Origin of the sequence: Streptomyces albidicamelliae (assembly GCF_025642175.1) — a bacterium.
GTDB classification, from domain to species: Bacteria; Actinomycetota; Actinomycetes; order Streptomycetales; family Streptomycetaceae; genus Streptomyces; species Streptomyces albidocamelliae.
Genome location: NZ_CP106795.1, coordinates 6955015 through 6976208, shown reverse-complemented (window position 1 = coordinate 6976208; position 21194 = coordinate 6955015). Strand labels below are relative to the sequence as shown.

At 73.0% G+C, this 21194-nt stretch carries 18 protein-coding genes, 1 pseudogene and 1 riboswitch; of the genes and pseudogenes, 5 read left to right on the top strand and 14 right to left on the bottom strand.

Features of this window, described 5'->3' with window-relative positions; all coding sequences use genetic code 11:
• Positions 1-25 precede the first annotated feature (25 nt).
• The 9 genes and pseudogenes from N8I86_RS31540 to N8I86_RS31500 all read right to left on the bottom strand — a co-directional run bounded on the left by N8I86_RS31540 (position 26) and on the right by N8I86_RS31500 (position 9618).
• A complete protein-coding gene (locus N8I86_RS31540) occupies positions 26-928 on the bottom strand; it encodes a LysR family transcriptional regulator (RefSeq protein WP_073891418.1) in 903 nt (300 codons plus the stop codon).
• Positions 929-959: 31 nt separating this feature from the next.
• Positions 960-2153: a glycine C-acetyltransferase gene (locus N8I86_RS31535; RefSeq protein WP_073891419.1), complete on the bottom strand. Its 1194-nt coding sequence runs from the start codon at positions 2151-2153 to the stop codon at positions 960-962.
• Positions 2154-2201: 48 nt separating this feature from the next.
• Positions 2202-3230: an L-threonine 3-dehydrogenase gene (gene tdh, locus N8I86_RS31530; protein WP_263279278.1), complete on the bottom strand. Its 1029-nt coding sequence runs from the start codon at positions 3228-3230 to the stop codon at positions 2202-2204.
• Positions 3231-3436: 206 nt separating this feature from the next.
• On the bottom strand, positions 3437-4012 hold the full coding sequence (locus N8I86_RS31525; RefSeq protein ID WP_073891423.1) for a GAF domain-containing protein: 576 nt from the start codon (positions 4010-4012) through the stop codon (positions 3437-3439).
• Positions 4013-4073: 61 nt separating this feature from the next.
• Positions 4074-4673 (bottom strand): GTP-binding protein, encoded by a 600-nt coding sequence (locus N8I86_RS31520; RefSeq protein WP_263279277.1) that lies wholly within the window; start codon positions 4671-4673, stop codon positions 4074-4076.
• A complete protein-coding gene (locus N8I86_RS31515) occupies positions 4651-5022 on the bottom strand; it encodes a DUF742 domain-containing protein (protein ID WP_073891427.1) in 372 nt (123 codons plus the stop codon). Before N8I86_RS31515 ends, N8I86_RS31520 begins: the two co-directional genes overlap by 23 nt.
• 2 nt (positions 5023-5024) lie before the next feature.
• On the bottom strand, positions 5025-5459 hold the full coding sequence (locus tag N8I86_RS31510) for a roadblock/LC7 domain-containing protein (protein ID WP_073891429.1): 435 nt from the start codon (positions 5457-5459) through the stop codon (positions 5025-5027).
• 68 nt (positions 5460-5527) lie between these two features.
• Positions 5528-7916 (bottom strand): annotated as a pseudogene (locus tag N8I86_RS39625) (ATP-binding protein).
• A 535-nt stretch (positions 7917-8451) separates the two neighbouring features.
• On the bottom strand, positions 8452-9618 hold the full coding sequence (locus N8I86_RS31500; RefSeq protein ID WP_263279276.1) for an MBL fold metallo-hydrolase: 1167 nt from the start codon (positions 9616-9618) through the stop codon (positions 8452-8454).
• 340 nt (positions 9619-9958) lie between these two features.
• Between N8I86_RS31500 and N8I86_RS31495 the strand changes: the two genes are divergently transcribed.
• From N8I86_RS31495 to N8I86_RS31485, 3 genes are all read left to right on the top strand, one after another.
• Complete coding sequence (locus tag N8I86_RS31495; RefSeq protein WP_263279275.1) at positions 9959-11143, top strand: glutamate dehydrogenase; 1185 nt, start codon at positions 9959-9961, stop codon at positions 11141-11143.
• Positions 11144-11471: 328 nt separating this feature from the next.
• Positions 11472-13640, top strand: coding sequence for an RNA polymerase recycling motor ATPase HelR (gene helR / locus N8I86_RS31490; RefSeq protein ID WP_263279274.1), 2169 nt, complete (start codon positions 11472-11474; stop codon positions 13638-13640).
• A 124-nt stretch (positions 13641-13764) separates the two neighbouring features.
• Positions 13765-14379: a TetR/AcrR family transcriptional regulator gene (locus N8I86_RS31485; RefSeq protein WP_198960361.1), complete on the top strand. Its 615-nt coding sequence runs from the start codon at positions 13765-13767 to the stop codon at positions 14377-14379.
• A gap of 111 nt (positions 14380-14490) precedes the next feature.
• On the opposite strand, the gene N8I86_RS31480 is transcribed toward N8I86_RS31485, so the two are convergent.
• The 3 genes from N8I86_RS31480 to N8I86_RS31470 form a co-directional block, all read right to left on the bottom strand.
• Positions 14491-15276, bottom strand: coding sequence for an SGNH/GDSL hydrolase family protein (locus N8I86_RS31480; protein ID WP_073891440.1), 786 nt, complete (start codon positions 15274-15276; stop codon positions 14491-14493).
• Between the two features lie 210 nt (positions 15277-15486).
• On the bottom strand, positions 15487-16446 hold the full coding sequence (locus tag N8I86_RS31475; RefSeq protein ID WP_073891441.1) for a M23 family metallopeptidase: 960 nt from the start codon (positions 16444-16446) through the stop codon (positions 15487-15489).
• Positions 16447-16450: 4 nt separating this feature from the next.
• Positions 16451-16606: riboswitch (cyclic di-AMP (ydaO/yuaA leader) on the bottom strand.
• Between the two features lie 310 nt (positions 16607-16916).
• On the bottom strand, positions 16917-18995 hold the full coding sequence (locus N8I86_RS31470) for an alpha-galactosidase (RefSeq protein ID WP_263280180.1): 2079 nt from the start codon (positions 18993-18995) through the stop codon (positions 16917-16919).
• Positions 18996-19166: 171 nt separating this feature from the next.
• On the opposite strand from N8I86_RS31470, the gene N8I86_RS31465 reads away from it, so the two are divergent.
• The gene (locus N8I86_RS31465) at positions 19167-19964 is read left to right on the top strand and encodes a tyrosine-protein phosphatase (protein ID WP_123440354.1); all 798 of its coding nucleotides are present in this window, start codon (positions 19167-19169) and stop codon (positions 19962-19964) included.
• Between the two features lie 41 nt (positions 19965-20005).
• Here the strand turns inward: N8I86_RS31465 and N8I86_RS31460 are convergent, their stop codons facing one another.
• The gene (locus N8I86_RS31460) at positions 20006-20128 is read right to left on the bottom strand and encodes a DUF6126 family protein (protein ID WP_073891447.1); all 123 of its coding nucleotides are present in this window, start codon (positions 20126-20128) and stop codon (positions 20006-20008) included.
• Positions 20125-20748: a helix-turn-helix domain-containing protein gene (locus tag N8I86_RS31455; protein ID WP_073891449.1), complete on the bottom strand. Its 624-nt coding sequence runs from the start codon at positions 20746-20748 to the stop codon at positions 20125-20127. Before N8I86_RS31455 ends, N8I86_RS31460 begins: the two co-directional genes overlap by 4 nt.
• Before the next feature lie 139 nt (positions 20749-20887).
• Here N8I86_RS31455 and N8I86_RS31450 point away from each other — a divergent pair, with 139 nt between their 5' ends.
• A complete protein-coding gene (locus N8I86_RS31450) occupies positions 20888-21178 on the top strand; it encodes a hypothetical protein (protein ID WP_073891451.1) in 291 nt (96 codons plus the stop codon).
• The last annotated feature ends 16 nt before the right edge of the window (positions 21179-21194 follow it).

Sequence of the window (21194 nt, the reverse complement as noted above, 5' to 3'; positions counted from 1 at the left end):
GTGAGACGGGCGGGTTACGGAAGGCTCACGCCTGCGCGGCCTCTCCGAGGGCCTCCAGCACCGGGCGGATCAGCGGGTGCCCCTCGGCTCCCCGGCGTACGGCGGCGAAGACGCGGCGGGTCGGGGCCTCCCCGTCGACCGGGCGGACGACCACGCCCGTGAGGTCCATGCCGCGCAGCGCGGAGCGCGGTACGAGCGCCACACCGGCGTCGGCCGAAGCGAGGGCGACGACGGCGCGGAAGTCGTCGGAGGAGTGCTCCAGCCGGGGCTGGAAGCCGGCGCTCTCGCAGGCGAGCACGACCACGTCGTGGCAGGGGTTGCCGGGGTAGGGCCCGATCCACGGGTCCTTCGCCAGCTCGGCCAGGGGCACCTCGGCGTGGTCCGCGAGGCGGTGGCCGACCGGCACGACGGCGTCGAACGGCTCTGCGTACAGCGGGACATGGGTGAGCCGGGGGTCGTCGGCCGACGGGGCGCCCCGGTACTCCACGGCGACCGCCACGTCGACCTGGCGGTCCAGCACCATCGGCAGGCTGGCGTCTCCCTCGGCGTCCTGGACCCGGATGCTTATGCCGGGTGCGCGCGACGCGAGACGGGCCACGGCCGGGGCCACCACCTGGGCGATGCCCGTCGCGAAGGCGGCCACGGTGACCGTGCCCGCCTCGCCCGAGCCGTACGCGGCCAGCTCCGCCTCGGCCCGCTCCAGCTGGGCGAGGACCGCGTTGGTGTGGCTGAGCAGGATCTCGCCGGCCGGGGTGAGCCGTACGCCCTTGGCGCCGCGCTCGACCAGGCGATGGCCGGTTTCCTGCTCCAGGGCCGTGAGCTGCTGGGAGACCGCCGAGGGGGTGAGGTAGAGGGCGGCGGCCGCCGCGGTGACCGTGCGGTGGTCGGCCACCGCACGGAGGATGTGGAGCCGCCGTGCCTCGATCATGCCCCCGATTATTCCAGGGCGTCCGCCCTGGTCAGCCCTCCAGCTCGGCACGGGCCGCGACGAAGGCGTCGACGGCGCGGTCCACGTCGGCCGTGGAGTGCGCGGCGGACAGCTGGACGCGGATGCGGGCCTGGCCCTGCGGGACGACCGGGTAGGAGAAGCCGATGACGTACACCCCGCGCTCCAGCAGGAGTTCGGCCATACGGCCCGCCTTGGACGCGTCGCCGATCATGACCGGGGCGATGGCGTGGTCGCCGGGGAGGATGTCGAAGCCCTCCTCGGTCATCCGGCGGCGGAACAGCGCGGTGTTCTCGGTGAGCCGGACCCGCAGGTCGTCGGCGGACTCCAGCAGGTCCAGGACCTTCAGGGAGGCGGCGGCGATCACCGGGGCGAGGGTGTTGGAGAACAGGTACGGGCGGGAGCGCTGGCGCAGCAGGGCGACGATCTCGGCGCGGGCGGCGACGTAGCCGCCGGAGGCACCGCCGAGGGCCTTGCCGAGGGTGCCGGTGATGATGTCCACGCGGTCCATGACGCCGTGCAGCTCGGGCGTGCCGCGGCCGGAGGGGCCGACGAAGCCCACGGCGTGCGAGTCGTCGACCATGACCATGGCGTCGTAGCGGTCGGCGAGGTCGCAGATCTCGCGCAGCGGGGCGACGTAGCCGTCCATGGAGAACACGCCGTCGGTGACGATCAGCCGGCGCCGGGCGTCGGACGCCTCCTTGAGCTTCGCCTCCAGGTCCGCGAGGTCGCGGTTGGCGTAGCGGAAGCGGCGGGCCTTGGACAGGCGGATGCCGTCGATGATGGAGGCGTGGTTGAGGGCGTCGGAGATCACCGCGTCCTCCTCGCCGAGCAGCGTCTCGAAGACACCGCCGTTGGCGTCGAAGCAGGAGGAGTAGAGGATCGTGTCCTCCTGGCCGAGGAAGGCGGACAGCCGCGCCTCCAGCTCCTTGTGCACTTCCTGGGTGCCGCAGATGAAGCGGACGGAGGCCATGCCGTAGCCCCAGCGGTCCAGCGCCTCGTGGGCGGCGGCGACCACCTCGGGGTGGTCCGCGAGGCCGAGGTAGTTGTTGGCGCAGAAGTTGAGGACCTCGCCGGGGCGGCCGCCCGCGGTGACGTTGACGGTCGCGGACTGCGGGCTGCCGATGACCCGCTCGGGCTTGTGCAGGCCGGCGGCGCGGATCTCGTCGAGGGTGGCGCGCAGGTCGTCGCGGACGGTGTCGAACATGGGGGCTCCTGAAAGTGCTGGCGGGTGACGGGGTGCGCGGGCCGCGGCTCAGACGGTCCAGTCGAGGATGATCTTGCCGCCCTTGCCGCTCGCGGCGTCGGCGAAGGCGGCCTCGAAGTCGCGGTAGCCGTACCGGCCGGTGATCACCGGGGCGAGGTCCAGGCCGCCCTCCAGCAGCACCGACATCGCGTACCAGGTCTCGAACATCTCGCGGCCGTAGATGCCCTTGATGGTGATCATCGAGGTGACGACGCGGGACCAGTCGACCGGGAAATCCTCGGCCGGCAGGCCGAGCATGGCGATCCGGCCGCCGTGCGTCATGTTGGCGATCATGTCGCGCATGGCCTCGGGACGGCCGGACATCTCCAGGCCGATGTCGAAGCCCTCGCGCAGCCCCAGTTCCCGCTGCCCGTCGGCGATCGTCGTCTCCGCGACGTTCAGCGCGAGGCTGGCGCCGATCTTGCGGGCCAGCTCCAGGCGCTCCTCGCTGACGTCGGTGACGACGACGTTGCGGGCGCCGGCGTGCCGGGCCACCGCGGCGGCCATCAGACCGATCGGTCCCGCGCCGGTGATCAGGACGTCCTCGCCGACCAGCGGGAAGGACAGGGCGGTGTGCACGGCGTTGCCGAACGGGTCGAAGATCGCGGCGACGTCGAGGTCGACGGGGACCCGGTGCACCCACACGTTGGACGCGGGCAGGGCGACGTACTCGGCGAACGCGCCGTCGCGGCCGACGCCGAGGCCGACGGTGGCCCGGCACAGGTGCCGGCGTCCGGCCAGGCAGTTGCGGCACTTGCCGCACACCAGATGGCCCTCGCCGCTCACCCGGTCGCCGATGCGGATCTCGCTCACGTCGCGCCCGACCTCGACGACCTGCCCGACGAACTCGTGACCGAGCACGAGCGGGGTGCTGATCGCCTGCTGCGCCCAGCCGTCCCAGGCCCGGATGTGCAGGTCGGTGCCGCAGATACCGGTCCGCATGACCTTGATCAGCACGTCACCGGGCCCGATGGCGGGCTCCGGGACGTCCGTCAGCCAGAGTCCCGGCTCCGCCTTCTCCTTGACCAGCGCCTTCACGCGTACGGCTCCTGTGGGTGAGGCCCGGGCGGCGGGCATGCGAAGAAGCCCGCACCGGGTCAGAGGGGTGGAATCACCCTGCAATCTGCCGTATGCGCGGGCGGGGGTCCATCGAGCTTTTCTTAACCGGCGCCTCAGCTTTCCTACACGCCCCGCGCGTGCCCCCGCGCGAGCCCGCTCGCATCCCGCGCGCGAAGGCCCCCGCTTCAGAGCGGCAGGCCGTCCGCGGCGCTGCGTTCGAGGCGTACGACGAGGTCGGCGGCGACTGCCTTGATGGTCTCCAGGCCCTCTCTGCCCCAGATTCGGGGCGCGGTGTCGGCGGCGCACACGGTGCCGAGCGCCATGCCGGAGCTGTCGATGAGGGGGGCGCCGAGATAGGAGTGGATGCCGTAGTCGTCGACCACCGGGTTGCCGGCGAACCGCGGGTAGTCGCGGACGTCCTCCAGCACCAGAGCCTTTCGGCGGACGACCACATGGGGGCAGAACCCGTGGTCGCGCGGCAGGACCCGGCCCAGTTCGGCCCGGGTGCCGTCCTCCCGGAGGACCGGGGCGACGACGGGGGCGCTCAGGCCCGCGAAGAACTGGTGGTCCTCGCCGACGAAGTTGACCATGGCGTACGGCGCGCCGGTGAGCCGGCCGAGGTGCTCGGCGAACACGTCGAGCGCGGGGGCGGGCCGGTCCGCGAGGCCGAGGCGGCGCAGCCGGTCGACCCGGGCGGGGGCCTCCCTGTCCTCGGGGGTGAGCAGCAGCCCCCGGACCGGCCGGGGCGGCTCGTAGCTCATGGCCGGGCTCCGTCGCAGTGGGCGTACCTCATATAGGGGCTCCGTGGGCGGTAGGGCGGAATCACATGTGGGCGCCACGGGTGGGCGCGGGCTCCGGGGTGTGGGCGAGGAGATGGCGTACCAGGGTGAGCAGGGTCTGCACGCCGGAGCTGGAGATCCGGGCGTCGCAGCGGACGACGGGGACGTCCGGGTCGAGGTCGATGGCGGCCCGTACCTCCTCGGGGTCGTAGCGGTGGCCGCCGTCGAACTCGTTGACGGCGACGATGAAGGCGAGGCCGCGCTCCTCGAAGAAGTCCACGGCGGCGAAGCAGTCCTGCAGCCGGCGGGTGTCGGCGAGGATCACCGCGCCGAGCGCGCCCTCGGACAGCTCGTCCCACATGAACCAGAACCGCTCCTGCCCCGGCGTGCCGAACAGGTACAGCACGTGCTCCGGATCGAGGGTGATCCGGCCGAAGTCCATCGCGACGGTCGTCTCCATCTTGTTCTCGATGCCGTCGAGATTGTCGGTGGCGGCGCCGACCGTGGTGAGCAGCTCCTCCGTGCTGAGCGGTGCGATCTCGCTGACCGCGCCCACGAAGGTCGTCTTGCCGACCCCGAACCCGCCCGCCACCAGGATCTTGAGCGCGGTGGGGAACGGGTCAGAGCTGTCGTCGTAGTCCATCGAGCACTGCCTCCAGCAGAGACCGGTCAGTGGGTGTGTGGTGGAAGGCGGGCGGCTTGGTGGTCAGCGCACCGCAGTCGACCAGGTCCGAGAGCAGCACCTTGGTGACCACGGCGGGCAGCTTCAGCTGCGCGGCGACCTCGGCGACCGAGACGGGCGCCCGGCACAGGTCGAGGGCCTGTGCGTGCTCGGGCCCGAGGTAGCCGAGCGGGGTCACCCCCGTGGACATCACCTGGGACATCAGGTCGAGGGCGATGCTCGGCTCGGTCCGGCCGTTGCTGACCGTGAAGGGGCGCACCAGCCGTCCGGCCGCCTCGTCCAGCCAGGGCCCGTCGCCGGCTGCGGCCACGCTCAAGGCCTCGTCGCCGAGGGTTCGACGGCATGCTGCCGGGGGGCGGTGACCAGGTACGGGCGGACGCTCTTGACCAGCATCGCCATCTCGTAGCCGAGGACGGCGGCGTCGGCCTCGCGGCCGGCGAGCACCGCGAGGCAGGTGCCGGAGCCCGCGGTGGTGACGAACAGCAGGGTCGAGGCGAGTTCGACGACGACCTGGCGGACGTCGCCGCCGTCGCCGAACCGGACGCCCGCGCTGCGGCCCAGCGAGTACAGCCCGGAGGCGAGGGCCGCCATGTGGTCGGCACTGTCCGGGTCCAGACCGTGCACGGACTTGACCAGTCCGTCGCAGGACAGCAGCACCGCGCTGCTGGTGTGGGGTACGCGCTGCACGAGGCCGCTCAGCAGCCAGTCGAGGTCGGAGGCGTGGGCGGTCGGCGCATCGCTCGCCATGGTGGATCGACTCCTTGGGGTACGAATTCTGCGGGAGCGCTGGTGGGGGGCACAGGTACTCGGGGCGGTCAGCCGGCCGGGGCGCTCCCATCGGCCCGGCCGGTGCCACGGGTGCCGTCGAACGCGGGCTCGTGGGCACGCGCGGGCGGTATCGAGGCGGGGGTGGTGCGGCCCGGCGACGTGCAGTCCGGGTGCTTGTGGTCCTGGTGCTCGTGGTCCGGGTGGGTGGGGTCCGCCGGGGCGTGGCCCGCGGGTGTGTGGCCGGCGGCCGTGTGGTCGTGGGACGTGGCGCCAGGGGCCATGTGGTTCTCGGCCATGTGGTCCTGGGACATGTGGTGCTGGGCCATGTGAGGGGGCGCCATGTGGCCCCGTGACATGTGGTCCGCGTCCTGGTGTTCGCTGACGCCGTGTTCGGGGCGCGCACGCGTGAGCTCGGTGGACTGCGCGGGGGCGGACTGCAAGTGCCCGTCCGCCATCTGCGCGGCGTCCGGGGAGAACGAGACCATGGGGAACCGGCCCGTCGCGGCCGCGTCCGCGTGCGACGACTGCTGGACGGCGGGCCTGCCGTACGGGGACTCCGCGACGGCCGCCTCCCCGTACACCGGCTGGGCGTGGGGAGACTCGTCGTGGCCGGTCTCCCTGGGCTGCTGGGCCTCGGCGAGTCCGATCCCGCGCTGGAAGGCGGCCATCAGCCCGGGGTCGTGGCCCGCGTCGGTGTCGGCCGTCTGGCGTGGTGCGGGGCCGCCGCGCAGCTGGGGCACGAGGTGCTCCTGGGCGCGGCGCCTGGGCAGCCGGGGCTTGTCCAGGGTGTCGGGCACGGACTCGCTGCGCGGGGTGGGCAGGATGCCCGCGTGCGCCTCGACCGTCGACCGGTCCTCGGCGCTGACGCCGGGCACGGCCTCGGCCGGATTGGGCCGCGTGGCACGGGCGCCGCGCACGGGGAGGGGCGCGGGACCGTCTCCGGTGCGCGCGTCCTCACCGCCACTGGCCGCGCGTGGCACAGCTCCGGTGCCCGAGTCCCGCGCGGGGCCGCGCTGGGCATGCCGTCGGCGCCCGGTGCCCGGGGCCGCTGCGGCCGCTGGTCCGGCGGCCGCGTCCGGCACGGGCCGGCCGTGGGCCTCGGCTCCGGCGGGCAGGGCCGTGGCCTGTGAAGGCGCCGGCAGGGGGCTTGTGCCCGTTGCGGCGCCGCCGTGACGGCGGCGTGCCGCGGCGGCGGTACGGCCTCCCCGGCGCCGTCCGCGAGCGCCGTCGGCGCCGTTCCCAGCAGCGCCTGCGGGACGACGAGTACGGCCTGGACACCGCCGTAGATGTTGCTCTGGAGTCGTACGGTGATGCCGTGCCGGCGGGCGAGCTGGGACACGACGTAGAGGCCGATGCGTCCGTCGGCCAGCAGGCTGGCGACGTTCACCTGGTCGGGGTCGGCGAGCAGGGTGTTCATCCGGTGCTGCTCGGCGACGGGCATGCCGAGTCCACGGTCCTCGACCTCCACGGCCAGCCCGGAGGTCACGAGGTTGGCGCGGAGCAGCACCTGGGTCTGCGGGGCGGAGAACACCGTGGCGTTCTCCACGAGTTCGGCGAGCAGGTGGATGACGTCGGCGACGGCGTGGCCGCGCAGCTCGCCGTCGATCGGCGGGACGAGCTTCACCCGGGAGTACTGCTCGACCTCGGCGATGGCGGAGCGCAGCACCTCGGTCATGGACACCGGGTTGCTCCACTGGCGCCGGGAGACGGCACCGCCGAGCACGGCGAGGTTCTCGGCGTGCCTGCGGATGCGGGTCGCCAGGTGATCGACGTGGAAGAGGCCCTTGAGCAGGTCCGGGTCCTCGATCTCGTTCTCCAGCTCGTCGAGGATGGAGATCTCCCGGTGCACCAGGGACTGCAGCCGGCGCGCGAGGTTGACGAAGACCTCGAGCTTCTGCTCGCTGCCCGCCTGGCTGGAGAGCTGGGCGGCGCGCACGACGGCGGTGACGGCGCCGTCGTGCGCGCGGGCCAGATCGGCGGCCAGCAGGTCGAAGTCGTCCGCGTCCGGCGGCGGGCGGCGGCGCGGGGTGAGCTGTGGCGGGGCCCTCCCTGGCGCAGCGCGTCGACCAGGGCGTCCAGGTCGGTCTCGCCGCGCGCGGCGGTGCGGCGCAGGGAGTCCACCCGGTCGGACACCGACCGGGCGGCGCGATCGGCGGCCACGGCGGCGATCAGGATGCCGGCGACGGCCACGGAGACGGCTCCCGCCAGCACGGCCCACAGGGTGGGACCCGTGTGCACGCCCCCGGAGCGGATGCTGAACAGCACGGCGGCGGTGGCGCTGAGCGCGACCGCGAGCGGCGGCAGCACGGCCAGCCGCATGAGCTGGGGCCGTATGTGCGTCTCGGGCAGTGCGGGAGCGGGTCTGGCGACCGGCCGCCCGTGCCTGCCGCCCTCGCGGCGGTCGGCGCGGGTGGCCGGTGCTCGGAGGTGAGACATCTGCGTCCTCGTACTGGTCCGTCGGGCGTGTGTTCCGCACTCGGTGCGTGGGTGCGGGCATGCGTGCGGGCATGCGTCGTCGCGATGTCGGGCCGACAGGACCGTTGTGCCCGGCCCCGGCGCGTCCGACGGACACTCACAGTAGTTGCCTGCGCATCATGTGCGGTGGGCAGTTGACAAAGTCCTGCGCAGAGCGTCCCGCTCTGGTATGAAGCCTCGTACGACAGACCGATAACCGTGCCGAGAGCCCTCCGGCGACCCGAAACCAATCGATAAGACCTGGTCAAAAGCGGTCAGCAGGAGACGAGGGGCGAGGGCGCCCCAGGCTGCCCGCCCCGCGCCGACGACTCGCTCCCGAGCATGGTCCACTCACGCCGCACCCGCCCATCGGCACCGGCGGAGACCTCATCGATGTAACGGAGAGTGTCGGCATTGGCCTGACCCTCATCACGAAACCACCACCTGTGCGAGGAGCAGGGGGCCACAGCGTTGCGTCCGCCGCCGGCAGGCGCCCGGCGGCTCGTCCTCGTCCGCGTCAGCCGCGCTTGGGCGGCTCGGCGACGAAGGCGCCGACGGATCGCCAGGTGCGCCGGACCTCGCCCGACACCCCGCGCCACCAGGCCTCGGCCGGGAGCTTGCCCGCCGGTTCGAAGGGCTCGCCGGGCCGGGGCAGGGCCACGGCCTGGCCCGCCTCCTCGGCCGCCTCCTTCGTCCACTCCCCCGGCTCGGCCCACGGGTGCGGGGCGAGGTTGAAGGTGCCCCAGTGGATCGGCAGCAGCGCGCCGTGCGGGGCGCCGCCCTGGAGGTCCAGGTGGGCGCGCAGGCCCTCCTCGGGGGTCATGTGGATGTCCGGCCAGAACTCGCTGTACGCGCCGATCTGGATCATCGTGGCGTCGAACGGGCCGTGCGCCGCGCCGATCTCCGTGAAGCCGTCGAAGTAGCCGGTGTCGCCGCTGTGGTAGATCCGGTGCTCGTCGCCCGAGACGACCCAGGAAGCCCAGAGCGTGTGCTGGGTGTTGCGCAGACCGCGGCCGCAGAAGTGACGGGCGGGGGTGGCGGTGAGCGTGAGCCCGCCGACCTCGGTCGACTCGTGCCAGTCCAGCTCGCGCAGCCGGTCCGGGGAGACCCCCCAGTGCTCGAGGTGGGCGCCGACGCCCAGCGGCACCGCGAACACGGTGTCCGTACCGGCCAGGGCCCTGATGCTGGGCAGGTCCAGGTGGTCGTAGTGGTCGTGGGAGATCACGATCACGTCGACGTCCCCGAGCGCCGCCAGCGGCAACGGCACCGGGTGCAGCCGCTTCGGTCCCGCGAAGGGGAACGGGGAGCAGCGCTCGCCCCAGACGGGGTCGAACAGGACCCGCCGGCCGTCGATCTCCGCGAGCACGCTGGAGTGGCCCATCCAGGTCAGCCGCAGTCCCGTGGCGGGCGACTCGGCCAGGTCGGCGAAGGTCGTCGGGTGGACCGGGACCGTGCCCCTGGGGGCGCGCAGCGGCCGGGTCTCCTTGTCGAGGAAGACCTTCGCGAGGTCCAGCGTGGAGCCGGAGGGCCGGGTGCGGGCAGGCCCTCCGGGGTTCTGGAAGACACCGTCCTTGAAGTGCGGGGACCGGCGGATGCGCGCCATGCGCGCACCGCCCGGGTCCGCGCCGAAGGCCGCGGGCCGCAGCGCGCGGAGGCCGGAGCTCGTGGAACGCGGACCGGTCACGGTACCTCCAGGGGGAGTGGCTGAGGTCCTCCATTATGGTCGGCGCCTCCGATAAGCCCGCGGCGGCCGGGCGGCACCGTGGTTCCGGCGCCCGCTACTGAATGCCCATTCAGCAACATTGACACGCCCGGGAGCCGCTCCGGATACTGACCCAGTACTGACTCATGATTCAGTAGCACCCGTCTGGACCGCCCCGTCGAGCACCCCGCCGGGCACTCGCCCCCTGGGCAGGCGACGACGACTCCCGCCCCCGCACCTGCACTCCCCGCCGATCTCGTGCGAGCCCTCACCGAGACCCGCTGCCGGCCCGCTCCCCCACCACCGTCCCCGAGGAGACCCCATGACCGCCGCCGCTCCCCTGATGTCGCTCGAATGGACCGATCACGTCACCGGCCGCCGGGGCTTCCTGGTGGTGGACCGGCTGGTGCGGGGCGTGGCCAGCGGCGGGCTGCGGATGCGAGCCGGCTGCACGCTGGAGGAGGTGGCCGGGCTGGCCCGCGGCATGACGATGAAGGAGGCCCTGCACTACAACCCCGAGGGCCGCTACGTCCCGCTCGGCGGCGCCAAGGGCGGCATCGACTGCGACCCGCGGGACCCGGGGGCGTACGGGCTGCTCGTGCGCTACCTGCGCGCCGTGCGGCCGTACATCGAGAGCTTCTGGACCACGGGTGAGGATCTCGGGCTGACCCAGGACCTGGTGGACCGGGCGGCGGCCGAGGCCGGCCTGGTCTCGTCCATCCAGGCGGTGTACCCGCTGCTGGACGACGAGGCGGCGGCCCGCCGACGGCTCGCGGACGCCTTCGCGGTGGAGGTCGACGGGATCGGTCTGGACGAGCTGGCCGGCGGCTGCGGGGTCGCCGAGTCGGTGCTCGCGGCCCTGGACCGGGCGTCGGTGCCGTACCGGGGCACCCGGGTCGCCGTCCAGGGCCTGGGCACGATGGGCGGGGCGACCGCGCGCTTCCTCGCCCGCGCGGGCCTGACCGTGGTGGCCGTCGCCGACGTCAAGGGCACGATCGCGAACCCGGCCGGCCTCGACGTGGAGGCGCTGCTGGCCGCGCGCGACGCGTACGGCACCGTCGACCGGGGCGTGCTGCGCCCGGGCGACCGCGAACTGCCCGGCGACGCCTGGCTGTCCACCGACGCGGAGGTGCTGGTGCCCGCTGCCGTCTCCTACGCCATCGGCATCGCCGACCAGGAGCGTGTCACCGCCCGCTGGATCGTCGAGGCCGCCAACATGCCCGTGGTCCCCGAGGCGGAGGTCCTGCTGGCCGCGCGCGGGGTCACGGTACTGCCGGACGTGGTGGTCAACTCCGGTACGAACGCCTGGTGGTGGTGGACGCTGTTCGGCGACATCGGTGCCGACGCCGACGAGGCGTTCGCGCACATCCGCGGCTCCATGCGCGCCCTGATCCAGCTGATGCTCGACCGGGCGGAGGCCGACGGCACGAGCCCGCGCGCGGCCGCCCACGCCCTGGTGACCGACCGGCTGCCGGTGATCGCGGAACGCTTCGGCTGGTACCGGTGACGGGACCGGGCGAGACGCCCGGGACGGCCTCGAACGACGTAGACACGCCGACGGGCAAGGAGACGGAGAGGGGGTCGTAACACCGGGGCCGGAAGCAGGGGCCGGAGGGGTGCGAAGCCGGGGCCGGAGGGGCGCGTCGCGGGCGTCCCACCTCTCGCCACTATCAACCTATAGCGCACCGGGGGGCTTGCGGCAAGGCCCCGGTCGTCCCGCAGAATCGCAGGCCGACGCCGATCACCTGCGGAAATGGGAGATTCACCAAGTGCGTTCACCGATGTCGGCCGACCCCACGGGCGCGACCCCGGATCCAGCCGGTTCCAGAAGCTCCATGACGACCAGCGCGTTCGATCTTCCCGAGCGCCTCGCCCCCAAGGCCGACCCGGCCCTCATCGCGCGCGACGAGCGGCACTTCGCGGCGATCGCGGAGAGCCTGCGGCAGACGATCGCCGAACTGTCCGAGCGTCTCGACGCCGAGCTCAGGGCGCCGGGCGGCACCGGCCGGCAGGCCATGGACCGGGACGCGGAGGTGCACCGGCTGACGGGCCGTCTGGGCACCCTGCGCCGCTTCGGCCTGGACCTGTGCCTCGGGCACATGGTCGGCGCGGACGACGGCGAACCGGTGTACATCGGGCGACTCGGTCTGACCGACAGCACCGGGCGCCGGTTGCTGCTGGACTGGCGCGCCCCCGCCGCCGAGCCGTTCTTCGCGGCGACCCACGCCGATCCGATGGGCCTGGCCAGCCGTCGCCGGTACCGCTGGAGCGGCGGCCGGATCAGTGACTACTGGGACGAGGTGTTCACCGCCGACGGGCTGGAGGGCCATGCGGCGCTGGACGACCAGTCGGCCTTCATCGCCAGTCTCGGCGGCAGCCGGTCGGCCCGGATGCGGGACGTGCTCGCCACCATCCAGGCCGACCAGAACGCCGTGGTCCGGGCGGACTCCCGGGGCGCGCTCGTGGTCGACGGCGGCCCGGGCACCGGGAAGACGGTCGTCGCCCTGCACCGCTCCGCCTACCTGCTGCACTCCGACCCACGCCTCGGGCACCGGCGCGGCGGCCTGCTGTTCGTCGGCCCGCACCAGCCCTACCTGGCCTACGTCGCGGACGTGCTGCCCAGCCTCGGCGAGGAGGGTGTGCGGACGTGCACCCTGCGGGACCTGCTGCCCGAGGGTGCGGCGGCGCAGGAGGAGGCCGACCCCGAGGTGGCCCGCCTGAAGTCGTCCGCGGACCTGGTGCGGGCGATCGAGAAGGCCGTCGCGTTCTACGAGGAGCCGCCCACGGTGGGCATGACGGTCACGACCCCGTGGTCGGACGTCCGGCTGACCACCGACGACTGGGCGGAGGCGTTCCGCGCACCGGGCCCCGGCACACCGCACAACGAGGCACGCGACCTGATCTGGGACGAGCTCGTCACGATCCTCCTGGACAAGCTGGACGGCGACGTACCGCCCGACCTGTTCCGCAGGGCGCTGCTGCACGACGAGGAGCTGGTCGGCGCCCTGCACGGCGCGTGGCCGCTGCTCGAAGCGGCGGACGTCGTCGGTGACCTGTGGTCGGTGCCCGCCTACCTGCGGCTGTGCGCCCCCTGGCTCGGCCCGGACGACGTACGGAGGTTGCGGCGTGCGGAGGCGCAGGCCTGGACCGTGTCCGACCTCCCGCTGCTGGACGCCGCGCGGCAGCGGCTCGGCGATCCGGACGCGGCCCGGCGCGGGCAGCGGCACAGGGCCGTGCTGGACGCGCAGCGCGAGCGGATGGCGCAGGTCGTCGACAACCTGATCGACGCCGCGTCCGCCTCCGGCGCCGACGGTGACGACGGCGAGGGCCTGGTGCGGATGCTGCGCGGTCAGGACGCCGCGGTCAGCCTGGTCGACGAGTCCGAACTGCCCACGGCCGGCCGTGACCCGCTCGCCGGCCCGTTCGCGCACATCGTCGTGGACGAGGCGCAGGAACTGACCGACGCGGAGTGGCAGATGCTGCTGTCGCGGTGCCCGTCGCGGAGTCTCACCATCGTCGGGGACCGCGCCCAGGCCCGGCACGGCTTCACGGAGTCGTGGCGGGAACGGCTGGCGCGGGTCGGGCTTGACCGGGTCGACGTGGCCTCCCTGAGCATCAACTACCGCACGCCCGAAGAGGTCATGGCGGAGGCGGAGCCGGTCATCCGGGCCGCGCTCCCGGACGCCAACGTGCCGACCTCCGTCCGCGGCAGCGGTGTTCCCGTCGTGCACGGGGCCGCCTCGGAGCTGGAGTCGGTCCTCGACGGCTGGCTCGCCGCACATGACGACGGGATCGCCTGCGTCATCGGCGCTCCCTCGTTCCGGGCGACGCCCCGCGTCCGCTCGCTGACCCCGGAGCTGTCGAAGGGGCTGGAGTTCGACCTGGTGGTCCTCGTCGACCCGGAGGCGTTCGGCGCGGGGATCGAGGGGGCGGTGGACCGCTATGTCGCCATGACCCGGGCGACGCAGCGGCTCGTGGTCCTCACGAGCGGCCCGGCGGACTAGCCCCTGCCCCCTGCGTGCGCGTACGGCGGCCCGATGGCCGGAACGGCACCGGCGAGCGGGCCCACCTGGAGCGCGGTCACCCTACCGGGCGGGCTCCGAGCAGCCCGCCCGGTAGGGTGACCGCGTGGCGAGAGTGCGGTTGAGCGTGGCCGAGCGGCGGGTGGAACTGCTGCGGGCCGCCATCGAGCAGATCGAGGCGCGGGGCGTGGCGGCGGTGCGGATCGCCGACGTGGCCGCGGCGCTCGGGGTGAGCAACGCGCTGGTGCTGTACCACTTCTCGACCAAGGAGAAGCTGGTCGCCGCCGCGTTCACCCACGCGGCGCAGGACGACCTCGCGCACCTGCGCAAACTGCTGGGGCGGCGCACGTCGGCGCTGCGCCGGCTGCGGGCCGCGGTGCGCTGGTACGCGCCGACCGGTCAGGCCAAGGGCTGGCGGCTGTGGATCGAGGGCTGGGCCGTGGCGCTGCGCGAGCCGGCGCTGCGGGAGGTCACCCGGGACCTCGACAAGGAGTGGAAGGCCGCGCTCGTCGAGGTCATCGCCGAGGGCGTGGCGGCGGACGAGTTCGTGTGCGCCGATCCGGTCGGTACGGCGCTGCGGCTGACCGCGCTGATGGACGGGCTGGCCGTCCAGCTCACCTCGTACCCGGGCTCGGTGCCGCGGTCCCGGGCGCAGGAGTGGGTCGACGAGGCCCTGGCCCGTGAACTGGGCCTGGACCGCCAGGCGTTGGCCGGGCGCTGACGCATCGCGCCGTACCGGCCGGACGTGGTCGTGCCCCTCGCCGTGGGCCGCACGGGTCGGGGCACGAGGAACCACTCACCGGCACCGGTCACCGGCATCGGTGCCTCCGGGTCAGGCCACGGAGGCGATCCGGAGCTTGATGTCGTCCGGCGACAGGGGGCCCTTCGCCGTCACATGGTCGCCGGAGGACTCGCCCCGCAGCCGGCGGCCGATCCACGGCACGAGGTACTCGCGGGCCCAGTGGACGTCGTCCCGGCGGACCTCCAGGGTGCCCCGGGGCGGCAGTGGGGGCCACGGCTGCTCCGGGTCGGCCGGCACGTCGAGACCGAGGGCCTGACCGGCGCGCAGGGCCACGCGCGTGTGCCCCTCGGGCGAGAGGTGGAGCCGGTCGCTGTCCCAGGCCCTGCGGTCCTGCACGGACTTGAGGGACCACAGGTCGAGCACGGGGCAGCCGTACCGGTCGGCGATGGCGCGCACGTGCCCGTTGTACGTGGCGATCTTGCCGCGCAGGTGCTTGAGCAGCGGGACGCCACGGGTGTCGAACCCGGTCGTCACCATCACCGTGCCCGCAGCCTCGGCCAGCGGGGCGAGGGCGCGCTCGAACCGCTCGGCCACCTCGTCCGGGTCGGTGCCGGGGCGGATGATGTCGTTGCCGCCGGCGCAGAAGGACACGAGGTCCGGGGCGAGTTCGACGGCCTGGGGAAGCTGGTCCGCCACGATCTGGTCCAGCAGTTTCCCCCGCACGGCGAGGTTCGTGTACTGGAAGTCGCCCTCGGGACGCCGGTCGGCGAGCAGTACCGCGAACCGGTCCGCCCAGCCCACGAACGCCCCGTCGGGACCGGGATCGCCCACGCCCTCGGTGAAGCTGTCCCCCACCGCCACGTACGACCCGATCACTGATCTGTTGTCACTCTTCGAATCGTCTGCCACGTCGGACCATGATTCACCTTCGGATGTGACCTACGCGACCGTAGGCAGGGGTTGACGAACGGTGAGATGGGACACCTTTAAAGAGTTTGCCAACCGGGAATACCGAAGGCCGGACCCGGGGATCGGGGGTCCGGCCTTCGGTGGCGTGTCAGGCAGGTGGTTCGGGTGCGGGCCGGGTCAGCCGACGGGGACGCCGTGCTCGCGGAGGTAGGCGACCGGGTCGATGTCGGAGCCGTAGTCCGGCGTCGTGCGGATCTCGAAGTGCAGGTGCGGGCCGGTCACGTTGCCGGTGGCGCCGGACAGGCCGATCTGCTGTCCCGCCGTCACGGCCTGGCCGGCCGAGACGGAGAGCTGGGAGAGGTGGCCGTACTGGGCGTAGTGGCCGTCGGCGAGCTTGATGACGACCTGGTTGCCGTAGGCGCCGCCCCAGCCGGCGGAGACGACCGTGCCCGCGCCGACGGCCTTGAGGGGCGTGCCGGTCGGTACGACGAAGTCGACGCCAGTGTGGTAGCCGCTGGACCACATGCTGCCGGCCGTGTGGTAGGCGGTGCCGATGGTGGCGCCGGCCACGGGGAGGGTGAAGCCGGCGGGGGTCGTCGTGGCGGCGGACTCCGCCGGCTTGGCCGCCGAGGCCTGCCGCGGGGCGAGGGAGGCCTTGGCGGGGGCCGGGGTCTTCGCGGGGGCCGAGGGCTTCGCGGGGGCCGGGGTCTTCGGGGTGGCCGAGGTGCGCTGCGGGGCGGCGGGCTCGGTACGGGTCCGGGTGGCCTGCTCGCCGAGCGTGAGCTTCAGGCCCGGGTGGATCAGCGCGGGATTGTCGCCGACGGCCCGGCGGTTGTCGTCGTAGAGGCGGTGCCAGCCACCGCCGACGTGCTGCCGGTCGGCGATCGTCGCGAGGCAGTCGCCGGCCTTGACGGTGTACACGCGTGCCGTCGCGTCCGCCTCGGCGGTGGACTTCTTCGCCGCGGCCGGAAGGGACTGCACGGCCTTTCCGGAGACGGCCTGCGCCGTGGGGGCGGCGTGCGCTCCGGTGGCCCCGAGGAGCGGGAGGGCCAGGGCGGCGCCACCCGTTCCGGCGACGGCGATGGAGCGGGAAAAACGCGGGGTCTTGGGACGTCGGTGCTTACCCTTCGCGGGCATGGCGCATTCCTCTCCGACGCCTGCGAGGTCAGCTGCCGGGTTCGGGCTGGAGTCGCCCGGCCGTGCGGTGCGCGGCTTCACCCCTGGCCTGTCGCGAGAACCGGGACAGGCGGTCGTGCCTGGTGGGTCCCCCGCTCCTGCCGAACACGGGTCATTTGTGCGGGAACTCCGGGCGGCGGCAGGATTCGGCGTTCCGTCCGGATTGGTGGCGAACGTAAGCGAGCGGGGAGGGCGGAAACAAGCGATCGGTTCCCGCCGTTCCCTATTCGCAAGATCGAAGGCGGGAATACCCGGTGACCCTCCGTGCATTCCCGCCCTCCGGGTCCCTTCGATTTCCCTGTAGGGCACGGGAATTACGTGGACATGCCGCGCGACATACGGTCACGATATGACGCCCCTCACAGGGAGTCCCACCACGTCCGTTTATTTGCTGGCGAGTTGGACTTGAAGTGCCAATCGGGTTGGAACGTTCAGATGCGACGGAGTCGGACAACCGTCGCATCCAGGTCACCCTTCAGCCCCGTACGCAGGCCATGGTGCAGGAGTACGGCACCTCGGTGCACTTCGCCTGATTCGCGGCATTCGTACGATCCTGCCGGGTCGAGTCCGCGCAGCCGCACCGCCGGAACCGGCTCGCCGTAGCTCTGCGCCTGAAGCCAGGCGAGGACCACCGTCTCGTCCCCGAGGACGTACTGGACGGCGCTCAGCCCGCCCGCCGGGGGCCGCAGCCGGTACAGCTCGCCCCGCTGCACGACCGGGCGGATCTCCTTGTAGAGCTCCACCCAGCCCCTGGCCTCGGCCAGCTCCTCCGCGCTCCACGCCGTGAGGTCTCCGCCGACGCCCAGCACGCCCGCCATGGCGCTGACGAATCGGAACCGCAGCGAGCTGACCCTGCCGTTGAGCTGGGTGTTCGGGCTGTCGGTGACCCAGGCGGCCATCACACGCGCGGGGTGGATCTGACTGAAGCCGTGCTGGATGGCGAGCCGGTCCAGCGGGTCGGTGTTGTCGGAGGTCCACACCTGGTCGGTACGGCTCATCACCCCGAGGTCGATCCGGCCCCCGCCGCCCGAACAGGACTCGAAGGCGACCCCCGGGTGCGCCGCGCGCAGCCGGTCCAGCAGGGCGTACAGCGCGTGGACGTGATCGATCCACAGGCGCTGCGGATACGGCTCGCCGGGCCAGCCGGCGTCGGTGAAGCAGCGGTTGAAGTCCCACTTCACGTAGTCGATCGGGGTACTGGTGAGCAGCGCGTCCAGCTGCTGCCAGAGGTGCTCCCGGACGTCCTCGCGGGCCAGGTTGAGGACGAGCTGGTTGCGCAGCTCGGTCCGCCTGCGGCCCTGCTGGTACTGCACCCAGTCGGGGTGGGCCCGGTAGAGGTCGCTGTCCTGGTTGACCATCTCGGGCTCGACCCAGATGCCGAACCGCATGCCGAGGCCGTGCACCTGGTCGGCGAGCGGCTTGAGACCGTGCGGGAAGCGGTCGGGGTTGGGGGTCCAGTCACCCAGCCCGGCGCGGTCGCCGGTGCGGGCACCGAACCAGCCGTCGTCCACCACGAAGAGCTCGCAGCCGATCTCGGCGGCGCGGCGGGCGAGGGCGGTCTGCTGCTCCTCGGAGATGTCGAAGTGGGTCGCCTCCCAGGAGTTGAAGAGCACGGGCCGGTCCCGCTCCGCGTCCGGGACGACGTACGCGCGCTGGTAGGCGTGCCAGGTGCGGCTCGCGGCGCCGAACCCGCCGTCGCTCCACAGACCGGCGAAGACCGGGGTGGTGTACGAGCCGCCGGGCTCCAGGAGCAGCAGGCCCGAGTCGTCGTATCCGGCGCCGCCGGTGATCTGGACGCGCCCGTCGGGGAGTTGGGCCACGGCTATCCGCCAGGAGCCGGACCAGCCGAGCGCGCAGCCGTAGACCTCGCCGTGCTCCTCGGTGGCGTCGGTGTCGAGCGCCACCCAGGGCAGGTGCTGGTGGCCGGTGTGCCCGCGGCGGCTGCCGATGATCTTCTCGCCGTGGGTGAGCGGAGCGGTGGTGAGCCGGGACTCGGCGGCCCAGCGGCCGTGCAGCTGGGACAGCCGCCAGCCCTCGCGGTCGGGCAGGGTCCAGGTGGCGGCGTCGGCGCGCAGCAGCTCCACGCGCGCCCGGCCGCCGTTGGCCACGGTCACCCAGCGCTCGACCACGTCACCGCGCATCCGGTGGTGCAGGGTGATCGCCAGGCCGTCGTCGTCGAAGAGCAGCCGCAGCTCCTCCCCCTCGGCGGCGGTCCGGTACGACACGAAGCGCCATTCGGTGCCGCGGCGTTCCCCGGTGCGCACGGAGAGGGCGGGGCGGACGAAGCGGGGGCCGCCTTCGACCGGGTACTCCTCGCGGCCGTCGAGCGGGGACTCGAAGGGCCAGTAGCCGGGCAGGGGGTTCGCGGCCAGCGCCTCGGCGTCGGCGAGCGCGATCCGCGGCCCCCAGTGGAGGTGCAGCAGCTCGTCGGCCGCGGTGAGGTGCAGGGCATAACTGCTGGTGGGCCCCGACAGGAGCCAGGTACGACCGTCTTCGGCGACAACCACCATCGAGACCTCACAGGTGTCAACAGATCCGCTCAAGCGCGAACATCATCAGGCTCCGTCGCCCCTGGTGGCAACGCCTGTGGACAACTCATTGCCTGAGGAAAGTGATGTCGTATGGTCGACGGAGCGCCCGTCGGCGAGCCGCGCCGGCGGGGCCGACCGCGAGGAGCCCCCGTGACGCAGCAGGTCCCGTCGACCGAGCCGGAGCTGGCCGGTGTGCGCAATTTCCGTGACGTGGGCGGGCTGCCCACCGTGGACGGACGGCGGGTGCGCCAGGGAGTCCTGTTCCGCAGCGGTCATCTCGCGCACGCGACCGCGGCCGACGCGGCTTTCCTCACCACGCTGGGCCTGCACACGATCTTCGACTTCCGCAACGCGGCCGACCAGAAGCTGGAGGGCCCCGACGTCGAGCTGCCCGGCGTGCGGAACGTGAACCTGCCGCTGAGCGACCCGGCGGACGGGGCCGAGTTCTGGAAGATGGTGCGCGACGGCGATCTCGACCAGCTCCGCGCGATCCTGGACGGCGGGAAGGGCGCCGACCGCATGATCGCCTCCTACCGGACGATCGTGAAGCAGCGCACCGGCGAGCACTCCCGGGTGCTGCACGCGCTGGCGGAGGATAGTGTGCCCGCGCTGATGCACTGTGCGGCCGGCAAGGACCGCGCGGGCATCTCGATAGCCGTCACGCTGCTGGCCGTGGGTGTGGAGCGCGAGGCGATCGTCACCGACTACCTGGAGTCCAACGCCAAGCACCGGCGCTACAAGGTCCGCCGCAGCGGCAGCCAGGACAGCGCGTACACGCCCGAGGTGATGGAGCTGCTCAGCCCGCTCTTCGACGCGCGCGCCGAGTACCTGGAGGCGGCGTTCGACAGCATCGAGGAGACCTGGGGCGGCGTGGACGCCTACCTGGAGAAGGGCCTCGGTCTCTCCGCCGGGACCCGCGACCGCCTGCGCGCGCGGCTGCTCAACTGAGGGACAGGGGGCCCGGCGCCGGCGACTCCGGGCCCATCGTGTCAGCCCTTGGCGCCGACCGCGAAGAGCAGGTAGAGGAACGCGGCGAGGACATGGCCGAGGGCGATGTAGATGATCAGCCGGATCCAGAGGGAACGGGGGAACTTCTCCTCGAAGTCACTCATAGCAGTTCTCCGGTCAGCGGGCCCAGGCACAGGGTGGCCGTGGGGCTCTGCAGCAGGGTGTGGACGAACAGGAGCTCCACGCCGTCGTGGCCCTCGGCGGCGAGGCGGTGCGGGGTGAGCGAGTCGAAATGCGCGCTGTCCCCGGGCGCGAGCAGATGCGCGGTGTCCCCGAGGCGCAGCCGCAGCCGCCCCTTGAGGACGTACAGCCACTCCTCGCCCGGGTGGACACGCACGATGTCGCCCTGGGAGCCGTACGGCACCTGCACGCGCAGGGCCTGCATGGCCCGGCCGGGGGCCCCGGCCTGGAGGTAGGTCCAGCCGCCCGCCCGGGTCGGCTCCATGTCGGCGGACCGCACGATGGCGTCCCGGTCGGCGACCCGCTCCCCCAGCAGTTCGGAGACGGTCGTACCGTAGATACGGGCGAGCGCGAGGAGCATCGGCAGCGAGGGCTGGCGGTGCCCGGTCTCCAGGCGCGACAGGTGGGCCGGCGAGAGCCCGGCGGCGCGGGCCGCGGCCTCCAGGGTGAGGCCGGCACGCCGGCGCAGTGCGCGCAGCTGTGGCGCGACGGCCGGGAGGTCGTCGCCCTGGTCCGCCGGGGAGGCGGCGTCTGAGGCTTCCATGCCTCCATTGACGGTCATTTTTGCCTGTCTGGCAATTTTCTTGCCTCTGAGGCAAAACCCCTGGGATCGCAGCCGCTGCCTGCCGCCCTGCTACGATCACCCTTAGGATTTGAACACGTTCAAACCAGGGGGTCGCACCATGCCCAGGACCGTCACTCCGGCGTCCGCCGACAGTCCCGCCACCGCCCTCGGACCCACCGCGCTCGTGCTGGGCGCTCTGGCCGCGGTGGGCGTGTGGCCGACGCTCACGCTCGGGCTGCTGCCCGTGATGCTCATCGCCGGAGGGCTCGCCGTCACCTTCGGCCTGACGGGCCTCCACTACGCCCACCGGGGTGTCGGCCGGACGTGGACCTCCGTGGCGGGTGTCGTCCTCGGCGCGGTCGGACTGCTCTACCCCTTCGTCGTCTTCTTCCTGCCGCTCCCCTTCTGAGCACCGTCGCTCCCTT

Excerpts from the sequence above, each read along its gene's own strand:
- N8I86_RS31450 (WP_073891451.1), top strand. The coding sequence starts at position 20,888 with ATGCCCAGGACCGTCACTCCGGCGTCCGCCGACAGTCCCGCCACCGCC.
- helR (WP_263279274.1), top strand. The coding sequence starts at position 11,472 with ATGACGACCAGCGCGTTCGATCTTCCCGAGCGCCTCGCCCCCAAGGCC.
- N8I86_RS31510 (WP_073891429.1), bottom strand. The coding sequence starts at position 5,459 with ATGGCGAGCGATGCGCCGACCGCCCACGCCTCCGACCTCGACTGGCTG.
- N8I86_RS31495 (WP_263279275.1), top strand. The coding sequence starts at position 9,959 with ATGACCGCCGCCGCTCCCCTGATGTCGCTCGAATGGACCGATCACGTC.
- N8I86_RS31525 (WP_073891423.1), bottom strand. The coding sequence starts at position 4,012 with ATGAGCTACGAGCCGCCCCGGCCGGTCCGGGGGCTGCTGCTCACCCCC.
- N8I86_RS31455 (WP_073891449.1), bottom strand. The coding sequence starts at position 20,748 with ATGGAAGCCTCAGACGCCGCCTCCCCGGCGGACCAGGGCGACGACCTC.
- N8I86_RS31520 (WP_263279277.1), bottom strand. The coding sequence starts at position 4,673 with ATGGACTACGACGACAGCTCTGACCCGTTCCCCACCGCGCTCAAGATC.
- N8I86_RS31460 (WP_073891447.1), bottom strand. The coding sequence starts at position 20,128 with ATGAGTGACTTCGAGGAGAAGTTCCCCCGTTCCCTCTGGATCCGGCTG.
- N8I86_RS31535 (WP_073891419.1), bottom strand. The coding sequence starts at position 2,153 with ATGTTCGACACCGTCCGCGACGACCTGCGCGCCACCCTCGACGAGATC.
- N8I86_RS31475 (WP_073891441.1), bottom strand. The coding sequence starts at position 16,446 with ATGCCCGCGAAGGGTAAGCACCGACGTCCCAAGACCCCGCGTTTTTCC.
- N8I86_RS31470 (WP_263280180.1), bottom strand. The coding sequence starts at position 18,995 with ATGGTGGTTGTCGCCGAAGACGGTCGTACCTGGCTCCTGTCGGGGCCC.
- N8I86_RS31540 (WP_073891418.1), bottom strand. The coding sequence starts at position 928 with ATGATCGAGGCACGGCGGCTCCACATCCTCCGTGCGGTGGCCGACCAC.